Annotated in this window: 22 protein-coding genes and 1 pseudogene; 12 read left to right on the forward strand and 11 right to left on the reverse strand. The window is 69.5% G+C overall.

Going from position 1 to position 26,359, the window contains the following annotated elements; all coding sequences use genetic code 11:
* Nucleotides 1–114: 114 nt before the first annotated feature.
* On the reverse strand, nt 115–1,713 hold the full coding sequence (locus ACQ0O7_RS10090) for a peptide chain release factor 3 (RefSeq protein WP_430781629.1): 1,599 nt from the start codon (nt 1,711–1,713) through the stop codon (nt 115–117).
* 179 nt (nt 1,714–1,892) lie between these two features.
* On the opposite strand from ACQ0O7_RS10090, the gene ACQ0O7_RS10095 reads away from it, so the two are divergent.
* Nucleotides 1,893–2,714 (forward strand): GDSL-type esterase/lipase family protein, encoded by an 822-nt coding sequence (locus tag ACQ0O7_RS10095; protein ID WP_430781630.1) that lies wholly within the window; start codon nt 1,893–1,895, stop codon nt 2,712–2,714.
* Nucleotides 2,715–2,722: 8 nt separating this feature from the next.
* Nucleotides 2,723–3,742 carry a GDSL-type esterase/lipase family protein gene (locus tag ACQ0O7_RS10100; protein WP_430781631.1) on the forward strand — a complete coding sequence of 340 codons (1,020 nt, stop codon included), beginning with the start codon at nt 2,723–2,725 and terminating at the stop codon, nt 3,740–3,742.
* A 46-nt stretch (nt 3,743–3,788) separates the two neighbouring features.
* On the opposite strand, the gene lon is transcribed toward ACQ0O7_RS10100, so the two are convergent.
* The 3 genes from lon to ACQ0O7_RS10115 all read right to left on the reverse strand — a co-directional run bounded on the left by lon (nt 3,789) and on the right by ACQ0O7_RS10115 (nt 7,607).
* The gene (gene lon / locus ACQ0O7_RS10105) at nt 3,789–6,041 is read right to left on the reverse strand and encodes an endopeptidase La (RefSeq protein WP_430781922.1); all 2,253 of its coding nucleotides are present in this window, start codon (nt 6,039–6,041) and stop codon (nt 3,789–3,791) included.
* Between the two features lie 122 nt (nt 6,042–6,163).
* Complete coding sequence (locus ACQ0O7_RS10110; protein ID WP_430781632.1) at nt 6,164–7,090, reverse strand: SDR family NAD(P)-dependent oxidoreductase; 927 nt, start codon at nt 7,088–7,090, stop codon at nt 6,164–6,166.
* A gap of 34 nt (nt 7,091–7,124) precedes the next feature.
* On the reverse strand, nt 7,125–7,607 hold the full coding sequence (locus ACQ0O7_RS10115) for a hypothetical protein (protein ID WP_430781633.1): 483 nt from the start codon (nt 7,605–7,607) through the stop codon (nt 7,125–7,127).
* 275 nt (nt 7,608–7,882) lie between these two features.
* Between ACQ0O7_RS10115 and ACQ0O7_RS10120 the strand changes: the two genes are divergently transcribed.
* The gene (locus tag ACQ0O7_RS10120; RefSeq protein WP_430781634.1) at nt 7,883–8,077 is read left to right on the forward strand and encodes a hypothetical protein; all 195 of its coding nucleotides are present in this window, start codon (nt 7,883–7,885) and stop codon (nt 8,075–8,077) included.
* 7 nt (nt 8,078–8,084) lie between these two features.
* Nucleotides 8,085–9,089 (forward strand): hypothetical protein, encoded by a 1,005-nt coding sequence (locus ACQ0O7_RS10125; RefSeq protein ID WP_430781635.1) that lies wholly within the window; start codon nt 8,085–8,087, stop codon nt 9,087–9,089.
* A gap of 86 nt (nt 9,090–9,175) precedes the next feature.
* Here the strand turns inward: ACQ0O7_RS10125 and ACQ0O7_RS10130 are convergent, their stop codons facing one another.
* Nucleotides 9,176–9,373 (reverse strand): hypothetical protein, encoded by a 198-nt coding sequence (locus ACQ0O7_RS10130; RefSeq protein WP_430781637.1) that lies wholly within the window; start codon nt 9,371–9,373, stop codon nt 9,176–9,178.
* Between the two features lie 227 nt (nt 9,374–9,600).
* Between ACQ0O7_RS10130 and ACQ0O7_RS10135 the strand changes: the two genes are divergently transcribed.
* Complete coding sequence (locus ACQ0O7_RS10135; protein WP_430781639.1) at nt 9,601–9,918, forward strand: hypothetical protein; 318 nt, start codon at nt 9,601–9,603, stop codon at nt 9,916–9,918.
* A gap of 38 nt (nt 9,919–9,956) precedes the next feature.
* Here ACQ0O7_RS10135 and ACQ0O7_RS10140 read toward each other — a convergent pair whose 3' ends face one another.
* Nucleotides 9,957–12,956: a glycosyl hydrolase gene (locus ACQ0O7_RS10140; protein WP_430781640.1), complete on the reverse strand. Its 3,000-nt coding sequence runs from the start codon at nt 12,954–12,956 to the stop codon at nt 9,957–9,959.
* Nucleotides 12,957–13,261: 305 nt separating this feature from the next.
* On the reverse strand, nt 13,262–13,522 hold the full coding sequence (locus tag ACQ0O7_RS10145; protein WP_430781641.1) for a hypothetical protein: 261 nt from the start codon (nt 13,520–13,522) through the stop codon (nt 13,262–13,264).
* Nucleotides 13,523–13,539: 17 nt separating this feature from the next.
* Between ACQ0O7_RS10145 and ACQ0O7_RS10150 the strand changes: the two are divergent.
* A pseudogene (locus ACQ0O7_RS10150) lies at nt 13,540–13,863 on the forward strand (MarR family transcriptional regulator); the annotation flags it as partial.
* Here ACQ0O7_RS10150 and ACQ0O7_RS10155 read toward each other — a convergent pair.
* The gene (locus ACQ0O7_RS10155; protein ID WP_430781642.1) at nt 13,837–15,303 is read right to left on the reverse strand and encodes a sigma-70 family RNA polymerase sigma factor; all 1,467 of its coding nucleotides are present in this window, start codon (nt 15,301–15,303) and stop codon (nt 13,837–13,839) included. The pseudogene ACQ0O7_RS10150 and the gene ACQ0O7_RS10155 overlap by 27 nt on opposite strands.
* Between ACQ0O7_RS10155 and ACQ0O7_RS10160 the strand changes: the two genes are divergently transcribed.
* Both ACQ0O7_RS10160 and ACQ0O7_RS10165 read left to right on the forward strand, forming a co-directional pair.
* The gene (locus ACQ0O7_RS10160) at nt 15,238–15,849 is read left to right on the forward strand and encodes a hypothetical protein (protein WP_430781643.1); all 612 of its coding nucleotides are present in this window, start codon (nt 15,238–15,240) and stop codon (nt 15,847–15,849) included. The two genes, ACQ0O7_RS10155 and ACQ0O7_RS10160, sit on opposite strands and share 66 nt — an antisense overlap.
* Before the next feature lie 252 nt (nt 15,850–16,101).
* Entirely contained in the window at nt 16,102–16,872 is a 771-nt protein-coding gene (locus tag ACQ0O7_RS10165) for a S1 family peptidase (RefSeq protein WP_430781644.1), read from the forward strand.
* Between the two features lie 43 nt (nt 16,873–16,915).
* Here the strand turns inward: ACQ0O7_RS10165 and ACQ0O7_RS10170 are convergent, their stop codons facing one another.
* The 3 genes from ACQ0O7_RS10170 to ACQ0O7_RS10180 are packed head-to-tail and all read right to left on the reverse strand — an operon-like array spanning nt 16,916 to nt 20,261.
* Nucleotides 16,916–17,722, reverse strand: a complete 807-nt coding sequence (locus tag ACQ0O7_RS10170; RefSeq protein WP_430781645.1) for a hypothetical protein — start codon at nt 17,720–17,722, stop codon at nt 16,916–16,918.
* On the reverse strand, nt 17,617–18,402 hold the full coding sequence (locus ACQ0O7_RS10175) for a hypothetical protein (RefSeq protein WP_430781646.1): 786 nt from the start codon (nt 18,400–18,402) through the stop codon (nt 17,617–17,619). The genes ACQ0O7_RS10170 and ACQ0O7_RS10175 overlap by 106 nt, the downstream gene beginning before the upstream one ends.
* Nucleotides 18,403–18,440: 38 nt before the next feature.
* Nucleotides 18,441–20,261: a S8 family serine peptidase gene (locus ACQ0O7_RS10180; protein WP_430781647.1), complete on the reverse strand. Its 1,821-nt coding sequence runs from the start codon at nt 20,259–20,261 to the stop codon at nt 18,441–18,443.
* A gap of 388 nt (nt 20,262–20,649) precedes the next feature.
* Between ACQ0O7_RS10180 and ACQ0O7_RS10185 the strand changes: the two genes are divergently transcribed.
* From ACQ0O7_RS10185 to ACQ0O7_RS10200, 4 genes are read left to right on the forward strand one after another with little or no spacing between them, the layout of a single operon-like run.
* Nucleotides 20,650–21,999, forward strand: coding sequence for a glycoside hydrolase family 43 protein (locus ACQ0O7_RS10185; protein ID WP_430781649.1), 1,350 nt, complete (start codon nt 20,650–20,652; stop codon nt 21,997–21,999).
* 23 nt (nt 22,000–22,022) lie between these two features.
* The gene (locus tag ACQ0O7_RS10190; RefSeq protein WP_430781650.1) at nt 22,023–23,387 is read left to right on the forward strand and encodes a non-reducing end alpha-L-arabinofuranosidase family hydrolase; all 1,365 of its coding nucleotides are present in this window, start codon (nt 22,023–22,025) and stop codon (nt 23,385–23,387) included.
* A gap of 29 nt (nt 23,388–23,416) precedes the next feature.
* Entirely contained in the window at nt 23,417–24,715 is a 1,299-nt protein-coding gene (locus ACQ0O7_RS10195) for an endo-1,4-beta-xylanase (protein ID WP_430781651.1), read from the forward strand.
* Nucleotides 24,716–24,774: 59 nt separating this feature from the next.
* Nucleotides 24,775–26,358: a glycoside hydrolase family 43 protein gene (locus tag ACQ0O7_RS10200; RefSeq protein WP_430781652.1), complete on the forward strand. Its 1,584-nt coding sequence runs from the start codon at nt 24,775–24,777 to the stop codon at nt 26,356–26,358.
* The last annotated feature ends 1 nt before the right edge of the window (nt 26,359 follow it).

Consider the following 26,359-nt stretch of genomic DNA (forward strand, 5'->3'; position numbering starts at 1 on the left):
GGCACGCGGGGTTCGTGGTGACGTGGTGTGCCGCGTTGTGGTGCGGATCGTGCCGTTGTGTGGCACGCGGGGTTCGTGGTGACGTGGTGTGCCGCGTTGTGGTGCGGGTGGCGGTCAGCCCTGCGTGTCGATGGGGGTGTCGAGACGCAGGTCGGGATGCCGGCCGGCCACCGTCCGCATCCGCCAGCGGTGCGGGAAGACGGCCAGCAGCGCGCCGTCCCGCACCCGGGTCATCACCTCGACGTTCGATTCGGTACGCAGGATCTCCTTGCCGGCCGCGTCGGTGACGGCGGCGATCTCGTACGGCAGATGCTCCAGTTTCACCTTCACCCCGAACTCGGCCTCCAGGCGGTAGGTCGCGACCTCGAACTGCATCGGCCCGACCGCCGCGAACACCGGGGTGCCGTCACCACGCTGCTCGGACCGCAGCACCTGGATGACACCCTCGCCGTCGAGCTGCTCGATGCCGCGGCGGAACCGTTTGAACGCCCCGGTGTCGTCGGTGCGCACCACCGCGAAGTGCTCCGGCGGGAACGACGGCAGTGGCGGGAACTCGACGGCCTTGCCCGCGTACAGCGTGTCGCCGATGCCGAGCGCGGTGGCGTTGACCAGGCCGACCACGTCACCGGGGAACGCCTCGTCGATGGTGTCCCGGCCCTGGCCGAAGATCTGCTGGGCGTATTTGGTGGCGAACGGCTTGCCGGTGCCGGCGTGCGTGACGATCATGCCGCGCTCGAACCGGCCGGAGCAGATCCGCATGAAGGCGACCTGGTCGCGGTGCGCCTTGTTCATGTTCGCCTGGATCTTGAAGACGAATCCGGAGAACCCGGCGTCGACGGCCCGCTCGCCGCCGTCGGTGGTGGGCCGGGCGGTGGCCGGCGGGGCCAGCTCGACCAGGATGTTCAGCAGCTGGCGGACGCCCAGGTTGGCGACCGCCGCGCCGAACAGCACCGGGGTGGCGGTGGCGGCCAGGAAGGCCTCCTTGTCGAAGTCGGCGCCGGTCATCTCGAGAAGCTCCAGCTCCTCGTTGGCGGTGTCCCAGTCGGCGCCGAACCGCTCGGCGGCCTCGTCGGCGGACAGCTCCTCCTCGATGGCCAGGTCGGCGCCACCGGGTGAGCGCTCCATCCGGGTGAACACTCCGGTGCGCCTGTCGATCACGCCGCGGAAGTGCCCGGCGATGCCGACCGGCCAGGTCAGCGGGGTGGGCTTGAGGCCGATCCGCTGCTCGATCTCGTCCATCAGGGCGAGCGCGTCGTGGCCGGGCCGGTCCCACTTGTTGATGAAGGTGATCACCGGGATGCTGCGCTGGCGGCACACCTCGAACAGCTTGAGCGTCTGCGGCTCCAGGCCCTTGGCGGCGTCCAGCAGCATGACCGCGCTGTCCACGGCGGTGAGCACCCGGTAGGTGTCCTCGGAGAAGTCGGCGTGACCGGGGGTGTCCAGCAGGTTGATCACGGTGTCGTCGTAGGAGAACTGGAGCGCGGCCGAGGTGACCGAGATGCCGCGCTGCTGCTCCATGGCCATCCAGTCGGAGACCACACCCTTGCGGTCGCCTTTGCCGTGCACCGCGCCGGCCTGGCCGATCACCCGGGCGTGCAGGGCCAGCGCCTCGGTCATGGTCGACTTGCCGGCGTCCGGGTGGGAGATCACCGCAAACGTCCGCCGCCGGGCTGCCTGGACGCCGACACCCGATGCCAGCACGCTCTGACTCACGAATCCCACTTTCCACAAACCGTAGCCAACCCTTCAACCTTACGGTCGCCCCTCGGGCGGCTGCTCGGAAGCCTCCTTGACATTGATTAGCGTCGATGCTCGAATTTCCACACGAGCGGCCATGAAACGTTCCATCCCCCCTCGCAGGAACACCGGCCGCGATCCCCCAAGGAGGAAGCATGCGTGTGCTCCGGCTACTCCTCGCCACCGCCCTGGCCGTACCCCTGCTGCCGGCGGCCCCGGCCGTCGCCGCCCCGCCCGGCTGTCTGGGCGTGAAAGCAGCTCACGCGGCAGCCCCGACGACTGTGTGGCTGGCGGGCGACTCGACGATGGCGAACGGCACCACCACCTGCCCGGTCGGCTGGGGTGCCCAGTTCGACCCGCTGTTCAACAGCGATGTCACGGTCAACAACCTGGCCATCGGTGGCCGCAGCATCCAGACCTGGCTGTACGAGGGCAACGTCACCTCCACCATCGGCTCCGACGGCGAGTGCGTGCTCAGCAACACCACCTACTCGTCGCGCTGGCAGCAGGTGCTCAACGGCATCAAGGCCGGTGACTACCTGTTCATCCAGTTCGGCATCAACGACGGCTCGGCCACCTGCCCCCGGCACGTCGGCACCGCCCGCTACCAGCAGCTGATGACGTACATGGCGAACACCGCGAAGGCCCGGGGCGCGACACCCGTTCTGCTCACCGCGGTCGCCGCGATCACCTGCTCGGGGAGTACGGCGGTGAAGAACCGCGGCTACGTCACCCAGACCCAGGCGGCTGCCGCGGCCACCGGCGCGCGCCTGATCGACCTGCAGACACTCAGCGTCAACCACTACAACGCGGTCAAACTCTGCCCCAACAACGGTGACTACACCTCCGGGCTGGTCGGGCAGTACTTCTGCAACGACCACACGCACTTCGAGGCGTACGGCGCCCGGCAGATCGCCCGCCTGGTCGCCGGCGCGCTGCGCACCCAGAACATCCCGCTCGCCACCTACCTGCTCTAGGAGGAACCATGCGATTTCGTACGATCATCGCAACGGTCCTGCTCACGCTGGGTGTGCTGGCGGTCCCGTCGCCGGCGCTGGCCGCGGGTGAGCCGACCGACCCCAACATCGAGTACGTCGGCCGCTGGAGCAGCACCTATGTCCCGCAATGGGCCGGGGCCTACCTGCGGGTCGGGTTCACCGGCACCACCGTGGCACTGCGGCAGCGCAACACCATCGACTTCTGGTACAGCATCGACGGTGGCGCGTACCGCAAGGCCACCAATGTCAGCGGCACCGTCAACCTGACGCCCACCCCACTGGCGGCCGGGCGGCACACACTGCTGGTGTCGTACCGGATCGTGGCCGGCAGTTACACCGGTGACGCGATCTTCCAGGGGCTCACCCTCGGGGCCGGGCAGAGCACCTACAAGCTGGCCAAGCCCGCCAAGGGTGTCGAGTTCGTCGGCGACTCGATCACCGCCGGGTACACCGCGACGAACATGGCCCTCAGCGCCTACCCGTGGATCATCGGCGAGAACCTGGGCACCCAGCACACCCAGATCGCGCTCAGCGGTGCCTGCCTGCGCGAACTCACCGCCGCCCAGAGCACCCGCGGCATCCGCTGTTACGGCCTGGAGAACCGGTACACCAGGATGAGCTTCAACGACAACGCGCCGGAGTGGAACTTCAACCGCTATCAACCGGCCGTGGTCATCGTCAACATCGGCACCAACGACACCGGACACGGCGTCAACAGCACCGATTTCCGTACGGGGTACACCAATCTGCTCCGCATCGTCCGCGAGCGGAACCCGTACGCGAGAATCCTGGCTCTTCGGATCTTCAAGGGTTCCTGGGCCGCCGAGACGCGACAGTCGGTGCTCGACAGGCAGGCGGCCGGCGACACCCGGGTCAGCTACGTCGACACCACCGGCTGGTGGGACGGCGCGACGATGAGCGGCGACGGCACCCACCCGAACGACCACGGCCACCAGGTCCTGGCCACGAAGTTGCAACCGTTCGTGGCCACGGCGCTGGCCGGCTGAGGCATGCCGGGACGCCCGTGGCGGCGGGCGTCCCGGCAGTCTTGACCTATGCGGCCGCGAGGGAGTCCGACGAGACCGGCTCCAGCGCCGTCTCCAGGATCTCGCGGACGTCGGACACGATGTGCACGGTCAGCGCCTCGAGGACGTCGGCGGGCACGTCGTCCAGGTCCGGCTCGTTGCGTTCCGGCAGGTAGACCTCGGTCAGCCCGGACCGCTGGGCGGCCAGCAGCTTCTGCTTCACCCCGCCGATCGGCAGCACCCGGCCGGTCAGCGACACCTCACCGGTCATCCCCACCTCGGCCCGCACGTTACGGCCCAGCAGCAGCGACACCAGCGCGGTCACCATCGTGACACCCGCCGACGGGCCGTCCTTCGGCACCGCGCCGGCCGGCACGTGCAGGTGGATCGGGTGGTCCAGCTGTTCCGGCGAGATGCCCAGGTCGGTGGCGTGCGCCCGGACGTACGACAGGGCGATCTGCGCCGACTCCTTCATCACGTCGCCGAGCTGGCCGGTCACCGACAGCCCGCCCTTGGTGCCGGGCAGCAGCGACGCCTCGATGTAGAGCACGTCACCGCCCATCCCGGTGACCGCCAGTCCGGTGGCCACGCCGGGGACCGCGGTGCGCTCACCCGACTCGGGGGTGAACCTCGGCCGCCCGATCAGATCCTTCAGATCACCGGTGTCCACGGTGGCCGGTAGTTCGCGCAGCGACACCTTGCGGAAGGCCTTGGCGAGCAGGCGCTCGAACGAGCGTACGCCCGCCTCCCGGGTGTAGTTCGCGGCGATCTCGCGCAGCGCGTCCTCGGTGACGGTCACCTCGCCGTCGGTGAGCGCGGCGCGTTCCAGCTGGCGGGGGATCAGGAAGTCACGGGCGATGGCCACCTTGTCGTTCTCGGTGTAGCCGTCGATGCCGATCAGCTCCATCCGGTCGAACAGCGCCTGCGGGATGGTCTCCAGCACGTTCGCGGTGGCGATGAACAGCACGTCCGACAGGTCCAGATCGAGGTCCAGGTAGTGGTCGCGGAACGTGTGGTTCTGCGCCGGGTCGAGAACCTCCAGCAGGGCCGCCGCCGGGTCGCCGCGGTAGTCGCTGCCCACCTTGTCCACCTCGTCGAGCAGCACCACCGGGTTCATCGAACCGGACTCGCGGATCGCCCGGACGATGCGGCCGGGCAGCGCGCCGACGTACGTCCGGCGATGGCCCCGGATCTCCGCCTCGTCCCGGACCCCACCGAGCGCCACCCGGACGAACTTGCGCCCCAGCGTCCGGGCCACCGACTCACCCAGCGAGGTCTTGCCCACTCCGGGCGGGCCGGCCAGCAGGATCACCGCGCCGGAACCCCGCCCGCCGACCGTCTCCAGGCCGCGCGACTCGCGACGGGCGCGCACCCCCAGATATTCGACGATGCGCTCCTTGACCTCGTCCAGCCCGTGGTGGTCGGCGTCGAGCACGGCGCGGGCCGCGGTCAGGTCGGTGTTGTCGGTGGTGCGGACCGTCCACGGCAGGTCCAGGACGGTGTCCAGCCAGGTGCGGATCCAGCCGGCCTCCGGGTTGTTGTCACCGGCCCGCTCCAGTTTGCCGACCTCGCGCAGCGCCGCCTCACGGACCGCGTCCGGCAGGTCGGCGGCCTCCACCCGGGCCCGGTAGTCGTCGGTGCCGTCCGCCTCGCCCTCGCCCAGCTCCTTGCGGATCGCCTTGAGCTGCTCGCGCAGCAGGTACTCGCGGTTGCGCTTCTCGACGTTCTCCCGAACGTCCTTCTCGATCGTCTCGTTGACCTCGGACTCGGCCAGGAAGTCCTTCGTCCACTCGATCAGCTGCCGCAGCCGCGCCTCGACATCAGGCGTTTCGAGCAGCTCACGCTTGCGGTCGTTGGACAGATAGGGCGCCCAGCCGGCGGTGTCGGCCAGATCACTGGGGTCGTCGATGGCGCTGACCGAGTCGATCACCTGCCACGCTTCACGCCGTTGCAGGACCGACACGACCAATTGTTTGTACGTCTCGGCAAGCTCACGCACGTGCTCACCGGGAGTCACGGCGTCGACCGGCTCGGCCTCCACCCACAGCGCCGCGCCGGGGCCGGTCACCCCACTGCCGATCCGGGCGCGGGGCCCGGTGCGCAGCACGGCGGCCGGGGAACCGCCACGGATCTTGCCGACCTGCTCCAGGGTGGCGACCACGCCGTACGAGGCGTAACGGTCCTCCAGCCGCGGGGCGATCAGCAGCTCATCGCCGGCCGAGGTGCGGGCGGCGTCGACGGCGGCCTGGGATGCCTCGTCGAGGACGACGGGCACGACCATGCCCGGAAGCAGGACGACATCGTCGAGGAACAGCACGGGAAGTCGCTTGCTGGTCACTGGTTACCTCCGGGAAGTTGAGTACAACCGGCTCAACTGTGCGGGTCCCGGTCCTCTTCCAGCGTTCACTGTCGGCGAACAACCCGGCCGATCAGCTCACCCAGCCCGCGCCGCAGCCGGCCACGCCGGTAGCCGCCGTGCACCCGCCCCGCCGACGGCGGCTCGAACAGCGCGCCCGGCCCGTCCACCGCCGGAGCGGACCTGGTCAGCAGGGTCGCGCTCCACCGGGCCACGACTGTCTCGGTGAGGTGCGGCGCGATCCGGTAGGCGGCCAGCGCCAGATGACCGACCACCCCGGCGGTCGCCTGCCGTCGAGGGTGCCGGGCGCTCGCGACGATCGTGGCGGCCAGCCTTTCGGGGGCGTACGCCGGCGGAATGGCTCGTAGCTCCCGCCCGGTGTGATTGGCGGCCCGCACGAAGAAGGGCGTGTCGACCGGCCCCGGCAACACCAGGCCGACCCGGATCCGCGGATGCCCGGCCACCTCCTGCCGCAGGTTCAGCGCCAGGCCCCGGACTGCGAACTTGGCCATCGAATAGAGCGGGATCATCGGATTCGGGAAGATCGACAGCAGCGACCCGACGATGATCAGCGTGCCGTGGTCCTGCTTCCGGAAGACGGTCATCGCGGCGCGGGCACACAGCGTGGTGCCGAAGACGTTCACGTCCACCAGGCGGCGGATCTCGTCCACCGGCGCCGAGGTCAACGGACCGGCGACACCGACAGCCACCGCCTCCACCCACACGTCGATCCGGCCGAACCGTTCCACCGCCGACCCGGCCAGACGGTCGACCGCCGCCGGATCGGCGATGTCCGTCGGCACCGTCAGCACCCGCGCGCCCCGCGACACGCAGTCCCGTTCCACAGCGGCCAGGGCCGGCGCGCTCCGCGAAGCCAGGACCAGGCTCGTCCCCCGGCCCGCGAAGGCCAGCGCGGTAGCCCGGCCGATCCCGCTCGACGCCCCGGTCACCAGCACCACACGGTCTTCGGTCATGGGAGCCGCCTACCCGATTCCGGGGCGATCACTCTCAGGTACGGCCGTCGCGCTCCTGCGCCTCCCGCAGCGCGTCGGCGTAACCCACCCAGTCGGCCAGCCGCACCGGGAAACCCTCCACCGTCAGCCGTTTCACCACCGCCGGATCATCGTCCACGACCACCGCGATCGTGCCCTCCCGGGACAGCCGGCGCAGCCGGGCGGTCTTGTAGTCGCGAGCCGGCCGCCGATCATGGTCCGGCCGCATCAGCAGCGTCCCGGCCGGCAGCCCCTGGTCGGCGAACCAGCGCTCGGTGACCGTCCGCAGCCGCTCCGGCCGCCCGGTCAGCCACACCACCCGGTGATCGGCCGCGAACCGGTGCACCAGCTCCACCCCGTCGGCGAGCGCCGGATCCCGGTCGGCGGCGGCGAAGAAGGCGACCCAGTCCTTGGGCCGTTTGGCGACATGACGAAGCCGGTGCCGCACATCAGCGACAACCCCATCCACGTCGAACACGGCGATCGGTAGTTCAGACACGTGATCATCCTGCCCCCACACCCCGCGTGCCGACTACCGGCGCATTCCGGACCGTTGCGCGGCACGCGGTCGGGGTGCGCGGTTCGTGTGGTGACGTGCGGTGCGTTCCGGACCGTTGCGCGGCACGCGGTCGGGGTTCGCGGTTCGTGTGGTGACGTGCGGTGCGTTCCTGACTGTTGCGCGGCACGCGGTCGGGGTTCGTGGTTCGTGTGGTGAGTTGCGGCGCGGAACGCACCGGATGTCGGCACGCGGGTTCGTGGCTCTAGGCTGCGGCCATGGCATTGACCCCGGACGAATTTCACCAGCGGTTCTTCGGGCGGCCCGAAGGCCAGGGTCAGCTGTTCGGCTCCTGGCTGCCGGTCTGGGACGATCTGCTTCCGGAATACCCGGCGGGGCCGGCCGACGCGGACGCCGAGCTGGTCGTGGACGCGCTGCTGGCCTCGTCCGGCGGCTCCCGCAGCCCGCGGTAGGAAACCGATGGACTGGGGAGAACTGCGGCACGCGTACGGGCCGGCCACGCACACCCCGGGGCATCTGCGGGCGCTGGAGTTCGGGGATGCGGCGGCTCGGGAGGCGGCGCTGTACCACCTGGACGTCGCCGTGCTGCACGGGAACTTTCCGGAGACCGCCACCGCGCCCGCGGTTCGGGTGGTGACGGGGCTGCTCGCCGAGGGGCGGGCACATCCGGACACGGTGGAGTCGCTGGTGGAGTTCCTCGGCGCGGCGGCCCTGGCGGTGACCGATCTGGACGGCATCGACTATCGGCCGGCCGACATCCCGGACCTGGCCGAGGCTGTGGCCGCCTCGTACCCGGTGGTGCTTCCGCTGCTCACCGCTCCTCCCGTGGACCGGATCGCGTACCGGGCGATCATGATCACGGCGATCGCCCGGCTGCCGTCCCTGGCGGACCGGCGGGCGGAGCTGGTGGCGCTCCTCCGGGACTGTGCGCGTCGTGATCCGGGGCCGCGGGAGTCGTGGGTGTTCTGTCTCGGCCGGCTCGGCGTGGATCTGCGGGACCGGCTCGACGACCCGGATCCGGGGGTACGGTTGCGGGCCGCGCTGTTCCATGAGGACGATCCGCGGGCCCGGGACCTGATTCGGTCAGCCCTTTCCGGGCCGATCCCGCCCGGTATCGATCCGGGTGATGTCGTCGCCGCGGCGATTCGTACCGCGGCCGGGTTCGACGAGATCGCCGGGCCGGCATGCGACCTGGTCCGGCGGGACAGTTGGGTCGCCTGCGACAGCAGCTGGGGCGCACTGGTGGCCTTCGGGTTCCCGGAGGCATCCGGGGAGACGATCCGGGACGGATCGGGGCTCACCGATGCCCAACGGGCGCTCGCCGGGGCGCTGGCCGCCAACGGTGACCGGGAGATCTGGAATTCGAAGAACGGAAACTGCTCCCTGGTCTTCGCCCGTGCCGGGCTGCCCCACGACCGGGAGGCGTGCCGCCGGCTCTCCGAAGGGCAGTCGATCACGTCTTAGCGGATCTCCCGAACATGCGGGTCGCCCTCCGGCTGCTGGAAGCCGTCGGTCCGGGGGAGGGCTCCGCCGCGAACCGGTCCGGTGGATCATCGGGAGCGTTCCTGCGCCGGCTGAATGATCGAATGCAGGAACGCCACCCCGGCGGGCACCGTGGCCAGGCCGGCGAGCAGCGACTTCGGGACGTTCTCGCCGGACACGTACGTCAGACCGCCGACCACCCCGCCGGCCGCCAGCGAGATGGTGAGAATCACGGCGGTGCGCAGTGTCATCAGACTGCTCTTCATCGAGTACCCCTCTGCGAAACGGAACTGCCTTCCTGTCGGCAGAACCCCGCGGATGTGCACCACAGTCGTCTGTCGGCAACCCGACAAAGCTCGCGGTGCGGGTGTCAACCCGTCCGGACGTGCAGAGTCTGGAATCGGCGGAGGTGTTGGTCTTGGCATTTGCACAACAGCAACTAATCCGTGGGTATCGATAGCGCCGGATCGTGGTCAGCCGGGGGGAGTGTCGCGTGAGGTTCGGCGTACTGGGCCCGTATCTCATCCATTCCGATAGGGAGAATCGGATAAGGGCGGCGAAGCATCGCAGCCTTTTCGCCGTCCTCACCGTCAACGCGAACACCTTCGTCACGGTGCGCCGGCTGACCGGGGAACTACGGCCGGACACACCACCGAACTCCGCCGAGAACCTGGTCAACGCGGCCGCGCAGATCGGCACCGCGATCGGCATCGCCGTGCTGCTGGCGGTGCCGGGCGGGCAGGTGACGGCCTATCTGGCCGCCGCCGGGCTCGCGGTTCTGGCCACCGCGGTGTGCGCCCGGACGAGGTGACGGCCGGTAGCGGGCGCTACCGGCCGTCGGATCGGGAGTTACAGCGGCAGCCAGAGGGACAGCACGTTCGGCGGTTCCCAGCCCGCGATCGACGTGTGCGCCTGGCGGCACTGGTAGCGCGTCCCGTTGTAGGTGACGATCGTGCCGGGGGAGTACGACGTGTTGACCGCCCACGTCGTCACCCCGGGAGTCACGGTCGGGGTGACCGTGGGTGAGGACGTGGTCGTGCCGCAGGTGCCGAACACCCGGAATTCGAAGAGCGAGTAGCCGTACGGCGTAGCCCGGGCCGTGCCGTTGATCCGCACGTAGCGGGCGTTTCCGGAGAGCGTGACCGTGTCGGTGCCGCCGTCGCCGTTGGTGACCGTGGCGGCGGTGGCCCAGGTGGTGCCGTTGGTGGAGGTCTGGACGGTGTACGCGGTGGCGTACGCGTCCTCCCACACCAGTTCGGCCCGGCTCAGGTTCTGGGTGGCGCCCAGGTCGACCTGTAGCCACTGCGGGTCGGCGAAGGCGCTGGACCAGCGGGTGGCCGTGTTGCCGTCGACCGCGTTGCCGGCCGGGTAGTCGGCGTTCTCCGAACTGGACGCGGTGGCGGTCTTGCCCTGGGACAGCAGCGGTCCGGTCGTACAACCGGGGTTGCTGGGGGTGGGTGAGGGGTTGACCACGCCGCCACCGTTGGCGTTGCCGCCGCTCCAGGTGAATCCGCCGCTGGTGGCGGTCTTGCCGGCGGCCACCGCGAGGGTACGCCCGTCGGAGTACGTCACCGTGAGTGCGCTGTTGGTGATGTTGGAGGCGACGTACGTCTTGACGCCGTTCTTGACGAACACCTTGGCGAGCGGGTGGTTGGCGGTGACCGTCTTGTCGACGGTGCCGAGCGCGGCCAGGTTGCGGATCCAGTGGAAGGTGTGCGCCTTGCTCTCACCCTCTTCGGAGGTGTAGTTGCCGCCGCTGGCCCGGAATTTCGACAGTGCCGCGTCCCCGTCGCCGAGGGCCAGGTACTGCCAGTGCATGTCCCGCCACTGCTGTGGTTCGCCGCCGTTGTTGCGGACCAGTTCGGCGTACGTGTCCCGCACCGACTGCGGATAGTCGCCGAGGTACAGCTGGCCACCGGTCATCGGCAGCATGTTGATCCCGACGATCAGCGCGTGCTCACCACTGAACCAGGTGGCGTACGCCCCGCCGGAACCCCACACGATGGCCGCGTAGTTGTGCCCCCACTGGCTGGGGAAGTTCTCCCCGGTGACGTCGAACCAGTACTCGTTGATCGCCGCGGCCTGGGTGGTGTGCAGCCAGATGCCGGCGTCCCGGACGGTGGTGTTGCCGGTGGCCTGGCCCCACTGGATGAGCGCGTTGGAGAAGTTCTGGCCCTCCGACGACGACTCCTGGTTGTTGCCCGCCCCGAACGCGCCGTGCCCGGACGCCCAGTCGTGACCGGCGTAGATGTCGAAGTCGCGCAGGTACGGGAACCGGGTGTCGCTGCGGTCGTAGTTGTTGGCGTCCCGGATCAGCAGGTCGACCATGCCGCCGTACTGGCTGGTGGTCGCCCACGCCGGGTCGAACTTGGCCAGGGTGGCGGCGGCCGCGATGTAGTAGCCGTAGTGGAAGTGGTGGTCGTTGAGGTCCTCGTCGGAGGCGTACGACGCCGGGTACCCGATCAGGGTGCCCCAGTTCTTGTCGTAGTAGAACAGCCGTGACGTCTTTCCGGCCGAGGCGGTGAACCAGTCGGTGATCCGGGTCTTGATGACACGCAGGGCGCTGTCGCGCACCGACGTCAGGTTCAGCTGGTCGGCGATCTCCGCGATCCGCGCCGCCCGGCCCAGGCCCTTGCCGGTCCAGTAGGTGTCGTCACCACGGAAGTCGGCCGGGTTGTTCAGCTCGGCGTTCAGATAGTTGGTGATCGTGGTCAGATCCGCGCCGCTGTTGTCGGCGACGGCCGGGATCTCCGGCAGCACACCGGTGTACTTCATCGACGTCTGGAACTGCGTCCCGGTCACGATCTTCATCCGGCCGCGCGGGGACACGTACGTCCGGGGTGACGGGGTTGAACCGGTCAGATAGCGCCACTGGTGCGGGTACAGCCCGATCACCGTGCCGGAGCCGCTGCCCTCACGGGCGGTGGTGGTGAACCCGTACGTCGTGTTGACCGTCCCGGTGTTCTGGTTGTAGCTGTACGACACACGCGTACCGGTCACGTGGTTGTGCGCGAACTGGTTCCACGAGTCGGCCAGCGCGATCTTCGCAGCGGTGCTGTCGGCCGTGGTGGTCGGCAGCACCCCGACGGTGAAGTAGCCCTTGCCGGCCAGCGTCGACCGGAACGTGTTGCCGCTCGCCGTCCAGGTGGCCCCGGCCGGCGCCCACGCCACGTAGTCCTGCCCGGCGATGGAGAACCCGAGCCGGTTGCCGCTGTTGGACCAGGCGGTCGGCGGCCCGGTCACGCTCAGCAGCGCGTCGCCGCCGGTGACCTGGTAGTACGACAGCGGCAGGCCGTGCCCGATGGTGGCCTTGAGGGTGCGGGTGCCGTCACTCCACGACGGGGTGACGGTCCAGTCGGTCCAGTTGTCGACGAGCGCCTTCGGCGCGTTCAAGCCCGCGACACCCGCGACGACCTTCTGCGCGTACGGGTAGTGGTACTCGCCGAGGCCGGTGGGGCTGCCACTGATCGCCGGGGTCTGCTCGTACGACAGCCCCAGTCCGCTGGCGATCGGCCGGTACGCGACCGGGTGGGCGTACAGCGCCTGGGAGAAGTTGCAGTCGTCGCCCTTCTTGAACAGCAGCGACGACCACCAGTCGTTGGTGGGCACCGCGCCGGCCGGGGCGTTCGCGGTCACATTCTGCCGCGGGTTGGTGGAGATCGTCCCGCAGCCGGTCGGCAGTTTCGCCCCGGCCGGGAGGGTCTCGGTGTAGCTGCCGGCGCCGATGGTGGCCGCGCTGGCGGTGCCGGCGCCGACCACGACGGCCAGCACACCCGATCCGACGGCGACCGCGCCGGCCACGGCTAAACCGGCCAGCCGGGTACGCCGGCGCGTGGGGGGAGAAGTCATCACTGGGGACCTCCGATGGGGAACGGTGCGATCGGGGGAGTGAGGTGCGCAAAGAGCTGTGAGAGCGCTCTCTGGAACCGTGACCGTAACCGGTACCGTGAGGGAGGTCAATGTTTCCGGCCCATGAACTGTTACCGGAACCGCCGACCTACTTCTTCGCCACGTAGTTCGGGTCGTCGAAGGTCTCCACCTTGAACCGGCCCTTCGGGACGTCCAGCTTCCGAACGCCGGCCGCCGCTGCCACCTGGCAGGTGATCGTTCTCTCCGGCTGGCAGTCCTTCCATCGGGGCTGCCAGCCGTCCCCGTCAGGCCGCCAGGTCGCGGGCCTGATGCAGGTTCAGTCTGCGGTTGACGGTCGCCGTCAGCCTGGTCACCGCGCCGTGCGGCAGGAATCGGGCCACCATGGTGATCGCCCGGTTGGTGGACCGTCCCGGGTAGGAGGCGCTCCGCCGCCGGGCATGGTCGTCGAGGATGTCCGCCGCGACCCGCTCGGGAGTGTCGACGAACACCGGGTTGATCGACGCGGTGCCGGCGTCGAAGAAGGACGTGTCGGTGCCGCCCGGCAAACCGCCTCACGCCCGCCACCGCCCACGCTCTCTGGCTGCTCGACCCGGTGGAGCCGCCACCATCGATGAAGGTGATGGCCGAGCGCCTCTACTGCAACGCCTCGAACCTGACCTTCGTCACCAACCAGCTCATCGACCGCGGCCTGGCCGACCGTGCCACCGACCCCTCCGACCGCCGCCTGAGGGTGCTGGTCCTCACCGATCGAGGGCGCCGGGTCCGCGGCGAGATCATCCAGGCCATGCTGGACCGGACACCGTTCTGCGCCCTGGAGACCACCGAGATGACCCAGGTACGAGCCCTCCTGGGGGAGGCGTCAGGACCCGGTGACCAGAAAAGTTGAGTCCGCTTCCCCGGATTCCACACCCAACCGCCCATCGAGTACGCGCACCGAACGCTCCGGATAGTTGAACGACGAGAACCGGACCGTCTCGCCGACCGGTCGAGCACAGAAGGTCGCGTCCTCACGGAACAGCAGGCTGTCCTCCGGCTCACTCAACCGAAGCCGGAACGAGGCGTGCCGCACGTAGCGCCCGTCCGCATACCGCAGCGACAGACACTCCCGGTCAGCCAGGCCGGCGGTGACGGAGAGCGCCGCGCCGGGCGTCCCGTCGGCGATGACCAGCTCGTCACCCGCCAGGTCGACGATGCCACGCGACCCGTCCGCCGGCCGGATCACCACCCGGCTCCCGGCAGTGATCCCCGGAACGCCGATCTGCCCGACACCTCCAGCAGGCGAACCCGGTTGTTCCGTACTCGACCCGGTCCCGCCCGGGCCCGGCCCTCCCCGGCCCGCACCCGGGGCATCCGATCGTCCTGCGGCCGGCTTCGAAGAGCGCTCCGCCGTCGTCGAGCCCGCCCCGAACGGAAGATCGGGCAGTGTCGTCAGTGTCGTGGCGGAGAACGCGGTCCCGGCCACCACGACAGCGGCCACCTTCGCCCCGGCAGACCGGGCGAACCACCCCCGGCCACCCGAGCCCCCGGCATGCAGCGGATCGGCTCCGCCGGCTGTGGTCAGCAGGTCGAGACCGCCCGTCGGGAACGGCAGAAGCAGCGCGCCGGCGCCCGGCAGTAAGCGCTCCATCGGGACCATGCCGGCGCCGGCCGGGCCGCACCGGGGGCAACCACGCAGATGCCTGACGAACCGTTTGCGCCACCGTGATGACGGGGTTCCGTTCCAATCCGTGGAGAGTGCTTCCAAACCGGGGCACGACGGTCTGGCCTCCAGCGCGGCCACCAGCCGGCGGCAGAGTTCCAGCTGGTGGCGCATGCGCTGGATGCGGACCCGGGCGTGTGCCGCGCCGACCCCGAGTGTGGCCGTCACCTCGGGCCGGCTGGTGCCGCCGGCCAGCTCCCGCCACCACAGGGCGGCCAGCTCCTGATCGTCCGGGTCCAGCCAGCCGACCGCCCGGCTGATCTGCCTGCGCTGGGTGGAGAGCGCGATCCGCAGCAGGGTGACGTCGGCGAACTCGGCCTCCGGGTCCGGGATCCGGGCGGCGTCGTCCAGCGGCCCGATCCGGTCGCGTTCCCGCTGCCACAGCCGTAGCCGACTGCTGATCTGCCGCATCGTGATGGCGATCAGCCAGGACCGGAAGCTCTCCGGCGCCCGCAGGCCCGGCAGATCCCGGTGCACCCGCAGCACCGTCTCCTGGACGACGTCGTCCACATCGGCATGCCCGTCCAGCGCCCGCCCGACGATCCGGTAGAGCATCGGCAGATGCGCGGCGATCAGCTCCTCGGCGGCCCGGCGGTCGCCGGCCCGGGCCGCGGCGACCAGATCCACACCGATTTCTGTTACGGCCTGTGGCCCACCGGCGTCTCCCCAGTGGGCACTGCCGCCGTCCGCCGACAAATCACGCCTCCGCCCGACAAGGCCAGGAAACTCGACAAGGCCGAGTCCCCAACGCCGATATCGCCGATGCTACCGCATTCTTTCGGCGATTTTTCAGGCGGATTATCCTTCGTTATCGGTCACTCCGGAAAGCGGTTTTCGGTGGCCTTTCAGCGTCGGTTCGAAACTCTGTTCGCCGGTCAGCCGACGGTGGAAGAAGGCTTCCCGGCAGGCCGTTCCCGCCCGCCGTTGCTGCGATTCGGTCAGTTTGTCCCCGGGCTCGGGCTGACCGTCGTCGGCGCCGACCTGGCCGCTGCTCGGCGGCATCCGCATGAGCCGGGGAGGGTGGTCGACGGAATCCTTCTCGCATCCCCGGCTCGCGTTCCGGGGATGGTGCACCCGCCCGGCGAACTCGATCTTCTGTGGACGGTGCCATTGCTGACGGTGAAGCCGGGAATACCGAATGCATCGTCACCGGGTCGTAGTCGGCGCTGCTGACCACGTACACAGCAGATGTCCTGGGGCGGGACCGGCCCTCACCGTCGGCAACGTCGCCGGCACGAAGCCGGCCGTGCGCTTTTTGATCTTTCGCAGGCCGGCGGGCGAACCGTCCGAACGCAAGAACACCGTCCGCCTTCCGGGCCGGTTTCCCGGCGCGCCTGAACCGGATCGACGCATTTACCGTTCTGATGGTTGTCAGGGGCGTCTCGGAAAGGAAATGGCATCGTGCGGATACGCACAGTCACAGGGGTGTTGGCCGGTACCTTCGCCATGGCGGCGGCGACCTTTTTCGTGGTGATCGGAACCGGCACCGCCAGCGCGATAGCCAACGGCGAACCGGTGCCGGAGGGGCAGTACCGGTTCTCCACCCGCCTGGTGATGACCGGGATCCCGACCGCGAGCGGCGGAAAACGCGACAGCGGCTGCTCCGGCGCCCTGATCGCCGAAGAGTGGATCATCACGGCCGGGCACTGTTTCCGGGACGCGAACGGGGTCCGGGTGAATCGTCCGGTCGCCGATTCCACGGTGGCCACCATCGGCAAGGCCGACGTCGAGGGTGACGGCCCGGGAGTGGCCCTGGACGTGGTCGAGGTGCGGCAGTCGACGACCGCCGACGTGGCGATCGCCCGGCTGGCGTCCCCGGCCGAGGGGATCGAGCCGATCGCCGTCGCGGACAGCCCACCGCAGGTCGGCGCCGTGCTCCGGCTCACCGGGTACGGCTCGGTGACCAGCAGCGACCCGGTGCAGGAGACTCGACTGCGGATGGGGCGGCTCGCCGTCCTCAACGTGGCCCCGAACGTCGTCGGCGTGGAGGGTTTCGGCCCCGCGCCGGACACCACCCCGTGCCCGTTCGACTCGGGCGGCCCGTTCTTCACCGAGGAGCAGTGGCAGGAACCCGAACTGGTCTCGGTGGTCAGTAACGGACCGTCCTGCCCGCACTCGCTGCAGGAGAACAGCGCGCGCGTCGACAACCTGAAGGACTGGATCGACCAGATCATCGGGTCCGGCACGCAGGGATGACGCCCGAGATGGCCGTCCCCTCACCGGAGGACGGCCATCAAGATCAATTGATGGCGTACGCGCGGATCACGGTCTGCTCCGCGGTGCCGCCCCTGGTAGCCGCGGTGGCCCGCAGGCTGACGAACCCGGCCGCCACGGGATGGTGCACGGTGACGGTGCGGTGTGTGCCCGATCCGGTGACCGGTACCCGGCGCCAGGTACTCCCGTCGTCGTAGGAGACCTCGACCGTGACGGCCCGGACCCGCGACGCGATCTGCTGATCCAGCCGCACCGGGATCCGGACGGCCCGGCCCGCGGGTGCCGTGCCGGTGAGGTCGACCGGTGGGCTGAATCGGACAGTGGTGACCGGTACGGGCGTCCACTCCGGCCCGGCGGTGTGCCCGGAGGTGAAGGTCCACGCGGCGGTGACCTCGGTGGAGTAGGTGTACCGGGCACCCCGTTGGATCGCGCTCTCCAGCCGGTAGGTGGCCGTCCCGGCCGGCACCTCCCACACTGCGGCGTCGGCCGGCTGCTCGCCGACCAGCTCGCGATTGCGGTAGAGCGCAGTGCGCGCGCTGTCCCAGCCGGTGAACCCGAAGTGGCCGGCGCCGTCACCGTGGGTCGGCGGGGCGGCCCGCAGGGTGTCACCGAGCCGGACCACATAGCCTCCGTTGCGGCTGGAGCCGACCACGGAGTGCGCGCGGACCGCCGTGTTCCACGGAACCTGGTAGGACCGGCCGGCCTGATGTCTCCGCGGTTCGCTGATCACCGTGCTGAGCGGGATGGTGGGGGAGATCTCGTTGAAGATGCCGGTCCACTCACCGGATCCGGCGTCGGCGTTGACGTATTCGGTGCGCCGGAACGGCAACACGCTGATCGGGGTGAGCGGTGTCCAGGCGAGACTCGGCCGATCCGGGCGCCATGGGCCTTGCCGGCGGTGGCACCGACCGCGTCTGCCTGGTACGACGTACGCAGGGTCGCGTAGTCACCGATCCGGGTCCGCCTGGTCAGGCCGGTGAACGGCACACCCTTCGAGAAGTACGTCTGGTCGTACGTCACCGGGCTGTCGGTGAACAGGCCATCGGTGCCGGGCCGGGCCCAGCTGCCGGTGACCGACCCCAGGAACCGTTTGTCGGCCGGTGACCCGGCGATCCGCCCGATCGCGGCCCGGTCGAGGTCGAACCCGCCGGCCGACAGGTCGATCCAGCCGCCCGGGGCATCCCACTCGCCGGAGACACCCGCGAAGGTGACACGGCTGGCGGCATCCGGCACGGAGAGCGCGATCCGCTTCGCGTTCCGGGGGTCCAGGGTGAGTTTCCGGTCACCGGTCACCGTGAACCGCGTGTGATAAAGCCAGGCGTCGACCGAGGCGGTCTCGACGGTGGCGGCCACCGCGTAGTCGCCCCGGGGCAGCCGGAGAGCGCTATCCGGCAGCCATTGGGTGAGCTTACCGGAGTCCAGATGGGCCAGTACCGCGTAAGCTCCGCCACCCGCCCCACCGGCGACCTCGACCTCGACGTCGTAGCTCTCCACCTCCCGAACCACACCCATCGGGGTCGAGACACGAACCCCACCGGGCCCGGTAGCGATCAGATGCGCACCGAGCGCCCGGTCCGGCAGGCCCCCCGAGTATCAGCAACGACCGTAACGGCGACGCTGCCACCCGCAGGAACGGTGATCCCGCTGCCGCTGGTGGTGTGGCGGGAGGAAGCGGTGAGTGTGGTGTCGGCGATGGAGAACACGCCGCTCTGGTCGGTGATGGTCAGGTTCAGTGGGAGGTCGGCGGTGCTCTCGTTGCGGTAGGTGACGGTTCTCGTCAGCGGCTGGTCGTCGTCGTGTGGCCAGCGCTGGATGCCGAAACTGATCGCGCCCTCGTCGACGGTCACCGGCTGGGTGAGGGCCCGGGCTATGTCCAGACGGCCCGCGCCCTGCTCGTACACCCCGGTGTCCTCGATCGGCAGGGCCGCGCCCATCAGGGCGTTCTTGCGTTGCCGGGCGGTCCAGTCCGGATGCCGCTGGGCCAGGATGGCGGCGGCCCCGGCGACGTGCGGTGTGGCCATCGACGTGCCGGAGAACGCGACATACGCGTCATCGCCGGAGACGCCTCCGGCGCGGGCCGCGAGGATCGCCACGCCGGGTGCGGTGATCTCCGGTTTGATCGCTCCGTCGCCGGTGCGCGGGCCCCGGCTGGAGAATTCGGCCAGCCGATCCGCGCGGTCCACGGCGCCGACCGCGAGCGCGGCGTCCGCGGTGGCCGGAGAACTGACCGGAGAGCGGTTACCCGCGTTGCCGGCCGCGATCACGAACAGGGTGCCGTACCGGGCGGTGAGGTCGTTGACCGCGGCTTCGACCGGGTCGATCGCGGCGGTGTCGATGCCGCCGAGGCTCATGCTGATCACGTCGGCGCGGGTGGCCGCCCACTCCATGCCGGCCAGGATGGCCGAGTCGGTGCAGCCCCGGTCGCCGCACACCTTGCCGATGACCAGGTCGGTGCCGGGCGCGACACCCCGGTACCGGCCACCGGACGCGGCACCGGTGCCGGCGATGGTGGACGCCACATGGGTGCCGTGCCCGGCGTCGTCGCCGGTGCCGCTGGCCGAGCCGGTGAAGTCGGCCGCTTCGGCGATCCGGCCGGCCAGGTCGGGATGGTTCGCGTCGATGCCGGAGTCCAGCACGGCGACCCGAACCCCGGTGCCGTCGAATCCGGCCTGCCACGCGGCGGGCGCGCCGACCTGCGGCACGCTGTGATCCAGCACCGGATCGCGCTTTCCGTCCAGCCAGATGTTCGCCACCGTGGGCTGGAGTGTGCGGTTCTCCGGCGTGCCCCGGGTGAGTCGCTGCCAGAGCCCGGCCCGTCCGTCCGTGGTGGCGCTCACCGCGAGCAGACCGGCCGCCGGCAGAGCCCGGGTCACCCTCGTCCCGGCGGTCACCGTCGCGGTCCGGGCCCGGTCGACCCCGCCATTGGGGTACGCGATGAGCAGCGGCAGCTCCGGGGTGCGGTCGTCGGTGTACCCGAATCCGGTCAGCGTGCCGACGTCGAACAGCCGCTCGTCGAGGTGACCGGCGGCGAGCAGCGGCAGAGCGTCGCGGGGTATGACAAGGTCACGGCCACCGGCCCGGCTCGACACGAAGCCGATCTTCTCCCGGCCGGGTGCGGGCCGGACCGAGGGGCGGCCGGTGCCGTGCACGGCGACCCGGTCACCGGTGATCAGCGTGATGGTGACGGACCCGCCGCCGCGGTTCGCCGGTGACCCCGCGGCGGGATCCGGCGGTGCGGTAGCGGTCTGGCCCGGCGGTGCGGCGGTGGCTCGGGTCGGCGGGGCGGCGGTGGCCGGAACTCCGGCTGCTGCGGACCCCAGGACGATCGCGGTGACACCCAGGAGTACTCCGGGCGCATTCGGTCTGAGCACATGACCTCCCAACAGGACGGGAATTGTTGTCGGTCAATATAAATGCAGGTCACCGCGGATGGGGATGTGGGTAATGGCACGAAAGTTTGCCGGGCCGCGGGGAACCGACCAGGCCCTTCATGCGTTTTGCCGGAAGCTGTGGCCGTCGTTTCGATCATCCGAGGCGTAACACTTCGGGGGCGTTCGATTTTGGCGCTATCCGCCAACGGTCCGGCGTGACTAATCGTTACGTGCGACGCCCTGTGAGCGCCCTCAGGGCATCATTCGAGCCGAATCGTTCGTAATACCTGAGAAATCTGAGTGAAACCTTGTGAATGCGGGGTCGCCTGCCTAACTTGACAATCGCGCTCATCGATGTGAGCGCTCACAAGAAGAAGGGAGCGGCCGCATGAGGATCCGGGCCGGACTCGCCGTCCTCGCGCTGTCGGCAGCGCTGGTGCCCGGGAGCGCCCGGGCCGACAACCCCATCGTGCAGACCATCTACACCGCGGACCCGGCACCCCTGGTCCACAACGGCCGGGTGTACGTCTACACCGGCCACGACGAGGACGGCTCCACCTACTTCACCATGCGCGACTGGCGGGTCTACTCGACCGCCGACATGGCCAACTGGACCGACCACGGCTCCCCGATGAGCCTGACCACCTTCAGTTGGGCCAGCGCCGACGCCTGGGCCGGCCACGTGACCGAACGCAACGGCCGGTTCTACTGGTACGTACCGGTCAAGAACCGGGCCACCGGCCGGATGGCCATCGGTGTCGGCGTGGCCACCAGCCCGACCGGCCCGTTCACCGACGCCCTCGGCCGCCCGCTGGTGGAGAACGGTGAGATCGACCCGAACGTGTTCATCGACGACGACGGCCAGGCCTATCTCTACTGGGGCAACCCCAACCTCTGGTATGTGCGCCTGAACACCGACATGACCTCGTACTCCGGAGGAGTCACCTCGATCCCGCTGACCACCGCCGGGTTCGGGGCGCGGACCGGGAACACCGGCAGGCCCACCCTGTATGAGGAGGGTCCCTGGGTCTACAAACGCAACGGCCTCTACTACAACGTGTTCGCCGCCGAGTGCTGCTCGGAGTTCATCGGCTATTCCACCGCCCCGGGTCCGACCGGGCCCTGGACCTACCGCGGAACGGTGATGCCCCGGCAGGGCGGCAGTTTCACCAATCATGCCGGAATCGTCGACTTCAACGGCGGATCGTATTTCTTCTATCACAACGCCGCGCTTCCCGGCGGTGGCGGATTCACCCGTTCCGTCGCGGTGGAACGCTTTACCTACCGCTCGGACGGAACGATCCCGGCGATCACCATGACCGCCGCCGGGCCGGCCCAGATCGGCACCGTGAACCCGTTCGTACGCCACGAGGGTGAGACCTCGGCCTGGGCCTCGGGTGTGGAGACCGAGCCCACGGCCGGCGGTGGGATCAACGTCGGATACATCGACAACAGCGACTACCTGAAGGTGCGGGGAGTGGCCTTCGGCGGTGGTGCGCGGACGTTCACCGCCCGGGTGGCCTCCGCGTCGGCGGGTGGCCGGATCGAACTGCGGCTGGGCGGCCCGTCCGGAACCCTCGCCGGCACCTGCACGGTCGGCGGGACCGGCGGCTGGCAGAACTGGGCGACCGTTTCCTGCCCGGTCACCGGCGCGAGTGGAACCCACGATCTGTATCTGCGATTCACCGGCGGTACCGGATATCTGCTCAATCTCGACTGGTGGCAGTTCAACGCCTGACAAAAGGACTCACGGAGCGAATCATGGACAGATCACGACGAATTCGGATCGGCGCCGCGCTGGGTAGCGCGACACTCCTCGGCACCGGGGTGATCGCCCTGGCGGCACCGGCCTCGGCGGCCGCGGGCTGCTCGGTGAACTACGCGGTGTCCTCTCAATGGCAGGGCGGTTTCGGCGCCGCCGTGACGATCACCAACCTCGGCGACGCGATCAACGGATGGACCCTGACCTGGTCGTACGCCGCCGGTCAGCAGGTGACGAGCGCCTGGAACACCGCGCTGACCCAGAGCGGAGCCGCGGTGACCGCGAAGAACGTCGCCTACAACGCCGCGATCGCCACCAACGGCACCGCCTCGTTCGGCTTCAACGGCTCGTGGGCCGGCAGCAATCCGGTGCCGGCCACGTTCAGCCTGAACGGGGTCACCTGCACGGGAGGAACCACCCCGTCGACGTCACCGAGCCCGTCCACACCATCCGGTTCGTGCACACTTCCGGCGTCGTACCGCTGGACGTCGACGGGTGTGCTGGCCACCCCGAAATCCGGCTGGGTGTCGCTGAAGGACTTCACCACGGTTCCGTACAACGGCAGGCAGTTGGTTTATGCGACCACGCATGACACCGGGACCCGGTGGGGGTCGATGAATTTCAGCCTGTTCACCGACTGGCCGGACATGGCCTCGGCCGGCCAGAACACGATGTCCGCCGCGACGGTGGCGCCGACACTGTTCTATTTCGCGCCGAAGAACATCTGGGTGCTCGCCTATCAGTGGGGTGGCCCGGCGTTCTCCTATCGCACCTCCACCGATCCGACCAACCCGAACGGCTGGTCGGCGGCGCAGACCCTGTTCACCGGCAGTATCACCGGCTCCGGCACCGGGCCGATCGACCAGGCGCTCATCGGCGACTCGCAGAACATGTACCTGTTCTTCGCCGGAGACAACGGCAAGATCTACCGGGCGAGCATGCCGATCGGGAATTTCCCCGGCAATTTCGGCTCGTCGTACACCACGATCATGAGTGACACCACGAACAACCTGTTCGAAGCGGTGCAGGTGTACAAGGTGCAGGGCCAGAATCAATTCCTGATGATCGTCGAGGCGATCGGTGCCAACGGCCGCTATTTCCGGTCCTTCACGTCGACGAGCCTTTCCGGTACGTGGACCCCGCAGGCCGCCACCGAGAGCAACCCGTTCGCGGGCAGATCCAACAGTGGTGCCACCTGGACCGACGACATCAGTCACGGCGAACTGATCCGGGTCAGCGCCGACCAGACGATGACCGTCGACCCGTGCCGGCTGCAACTGCTCTACCAGGGGCGATCCCCGAGCTCCGGTGGAGATTACGGCCTGCTGCCGTACCGGCCGGGGCTGTTGACCCTGCGCCGTTGACCTTCGTTCCCAGAGAGGTTTCCCCCATCATGCGCATCCCCATCAGAGTCCTCACCGCACTGTTCCTGGCCGCCGCGTCCGGTGCCGTCGCCGCCGGGCCCGCCGAGGCCGCCACCACGCTCGGCGCGTCGGCGGCGCAGACCGGCCGGTACTTCGGTGTGGCCACCGCGGCCTTCAAGTTCTCCGACACCCCGTACATGACGATCGTCAATCGTGAATTCAACTCGCTGGTCGCCGAGAACGACATGAAATGGGACGCCACCGAGCCGCAGCAGGGCCGGTTCACCTTCACCAACGCCGACCGGCTGGTCAGCCACGCGCAGAGCCGCGGCATGACGGTCCGCGGGCACACCCTGCTCTGGCACGCGCAGCAGCCGTCCTGGGCGCAGGGGCTGTCCGGAGCGGCCCTGCGCAACGCCGCGATCAACCACGTGACCCAGGTGGCCACCCACTTCCGCGGCAAGATCCACTCGTGGGACGTGGTCAACGAGGCGTTCGCCGACGGTGGCAGCGGCGCCCGGCGCGACTCCAACCTGCAGCGCACCGGCAACGACTGGATCGAGGCCGCGTTCCGGGCCGCGCGGGCCGCCGATCCCGGCGCCAAGCTCTGCTACAACGACTACAACACCGACGGCGTCAACGCGAAGTCGACAGGAATCTACAACATGGTCCGCGACTTCAAGGCCCGCGGCGTGCCGATCGACTGCGTCGGCCTCCAATCCCACCTGGGCACCGGTCTCGACTCCACCTACCAGCAGAACATCCAGCGGTTCGCCGACCTGGGGGTGGACGTGCAGATCACCGAGCTGGACGTGCAGCAGGGCGGCAACCAGGCGAACATCTACGGCGCGGTCACCCGGGCCTGTCTCGCGGTGACCCGCTGCACCGGCATCACCGTCTGGGGTGTACGCGACTCGGACTCGTGGCGTGACGACAACCCGCTGCTGTTCGACGCCGGCGGCAATAAGAAGGCGGCGTACACCGCGGTGCTGAACGCGCTGAACGCCGGTGGCCCGACCACACCGCCGCCGGGCACCGGTGCGTGCGGCGCACAGGTGACGCTGAACTCGTGGACCGGCGGATACACCGCGACCGTCCGGGTCACCGCCGGCGCCGCCGCGCTCAACGGCTGGACCGTCGGTGTGACCGTGCCCTCCGGCGGTGCCGTGACCAGCGCCTGGAACGCCACCAACACCGGCACCAGCGGCCAGGTGACGTTCCGCAACGTCGGCTACAACGGCCAGGTCCCGGCCGGCGGCTCCATCGAGTTCGGTTTCCAGGGCACCGGCACCGGCCCCACCGCGACCCCGACCTGCACGGCCGGCTGAAACCCACCCCGGCGGCGGCCCGCACCCGGGCCGCCGTCCCACCTCGGAGGAGTTGTCCCGTGCGCAGTAGATCGCTCGTCTCGACATTGATTCTCACCGTCGCCGCCGGCCTGACCCTCGCGGTGACCGGCAGCGCCCAGGCCGCCGAACCCAGCACCTTCACGAACCCCGTGGTGTGGCAGGACTTCGCCGACGGAGACATCATCCGGGTCGGGGACGCCTACTACTACTCGGCGTCGACCATGCACTACTCACCCGGAGCACCTATCCTGCGGTCGTACGACCTGGTGAACTGGGAGTTCGCCGGGCACTCGGTGCCACGGCTGGACTTCGACAACGCCGCGTACGACCTCAGCGGCTCACGGGCGTACGTCAAAGGGATCTGGGCCTCGGCCTTCAACTACCGGGCCAGTGACAGTACGTACTACTGGCTGGGGTGCACCGAGTTCAACCGCAGCTACGTCTACACCGCGACCTCGGTCGGGGGCACCTGGTCGAAACGGGCCCGGCTGCCGAACTGCTACTACGACGCGGGGCTGCTGTTCGACGGCGCCACCCCGTATGTCGCGTACGGCAACGGCACGATCAGTGTCGCCCAGCTCTCCGCCGACCTGACCTCGCAGGTGCGCGCGCAGACCGTCTACACGACACCGTCGAGCATCGGCACCCTCGAGGGCGCCCGGATGTACAAGCGCGGCAGCTACTACTACATCTGGCTCACCCGTCCCGCCAACGGGCAGTACGTACTGCGGTCGGCGAGCCCGTGGGGCCCGTACGAGCAGAGGCGGGTTCTTCTTGATCTGCCCGGCCCGATCAGCGGTGGGGGAGTGCCGCACCAGGGCGGCCTGGTGCAGACCCAGAACGGTGACTGGTGGTACATGGCGTTCACCGACGCCTTCCCCGGCGGCCGGATGCCCACGCTGGCCCCGATCACCTGGTCGTCCGACGGCTGGCCGGTTCTGACCACGGTCAACGGCCGGTGGGGCGCCACCTATCCGCGCCCGAACCTGCCCTGGCGGCCGGTCACCCCACTGGTCGGCGCCGACGACTTCACCGGTACCACGCTGGGCCACCAGTACGAGTGGAACCACAACCCGGAGACCAGCCGGTACGCCGTCGGCAACGGCCTGCGACTGAGAACCGCGACGGTCACCAATGATCTCTACAGTGCCCGGAACACGCTCACCCGGCGCATCCAGGGGCCGTCGTCGACCGCGACCATCCAGCTCGACTACTCGGCGATGACCGACGGTGACCGGGCCGGCCTGGCCATGCTGCGCGACTCGTCGGCCTGGATCGGCATCCGCAGGGACAACGGCGTCACCCGGGTGTCGATGACCAACGGCCTGACCATGAACTCCAGCTGGGCCACCACCGGCACCGGCACCGAGGCGGCCGGGACGAACGTCAGCGGCGGCCGGATCTGGCTGCGGGTGGCCGCCGACATCAGGCCCGGCGCCGGGCGCACCGCCACCTTCTCCTACAGCATCGACGGCAGTACGTTCACCCCGCTCGGGCCGGCGTTCACGCTGAACAACGCCTGGCAGTTCTTCATGGGCTACCGCTTCGGCGTCTTCAACTACGCCACCCGGGCCCTCGGCGGCGCCGTCACCGTCAACCGGTTCGCCGTCACCACCCCCTGAT

The sequence above is a fragment of the Actinoplanes sp. G11-F43 genome, assembly GCF_050589265.1.
Taxonomy (GTDB): domain Bacteria; phylum Actinomycetota; class Actinomycetes; order Mycobacteriales; family Micromonosporaceae; genus Actinoplanes.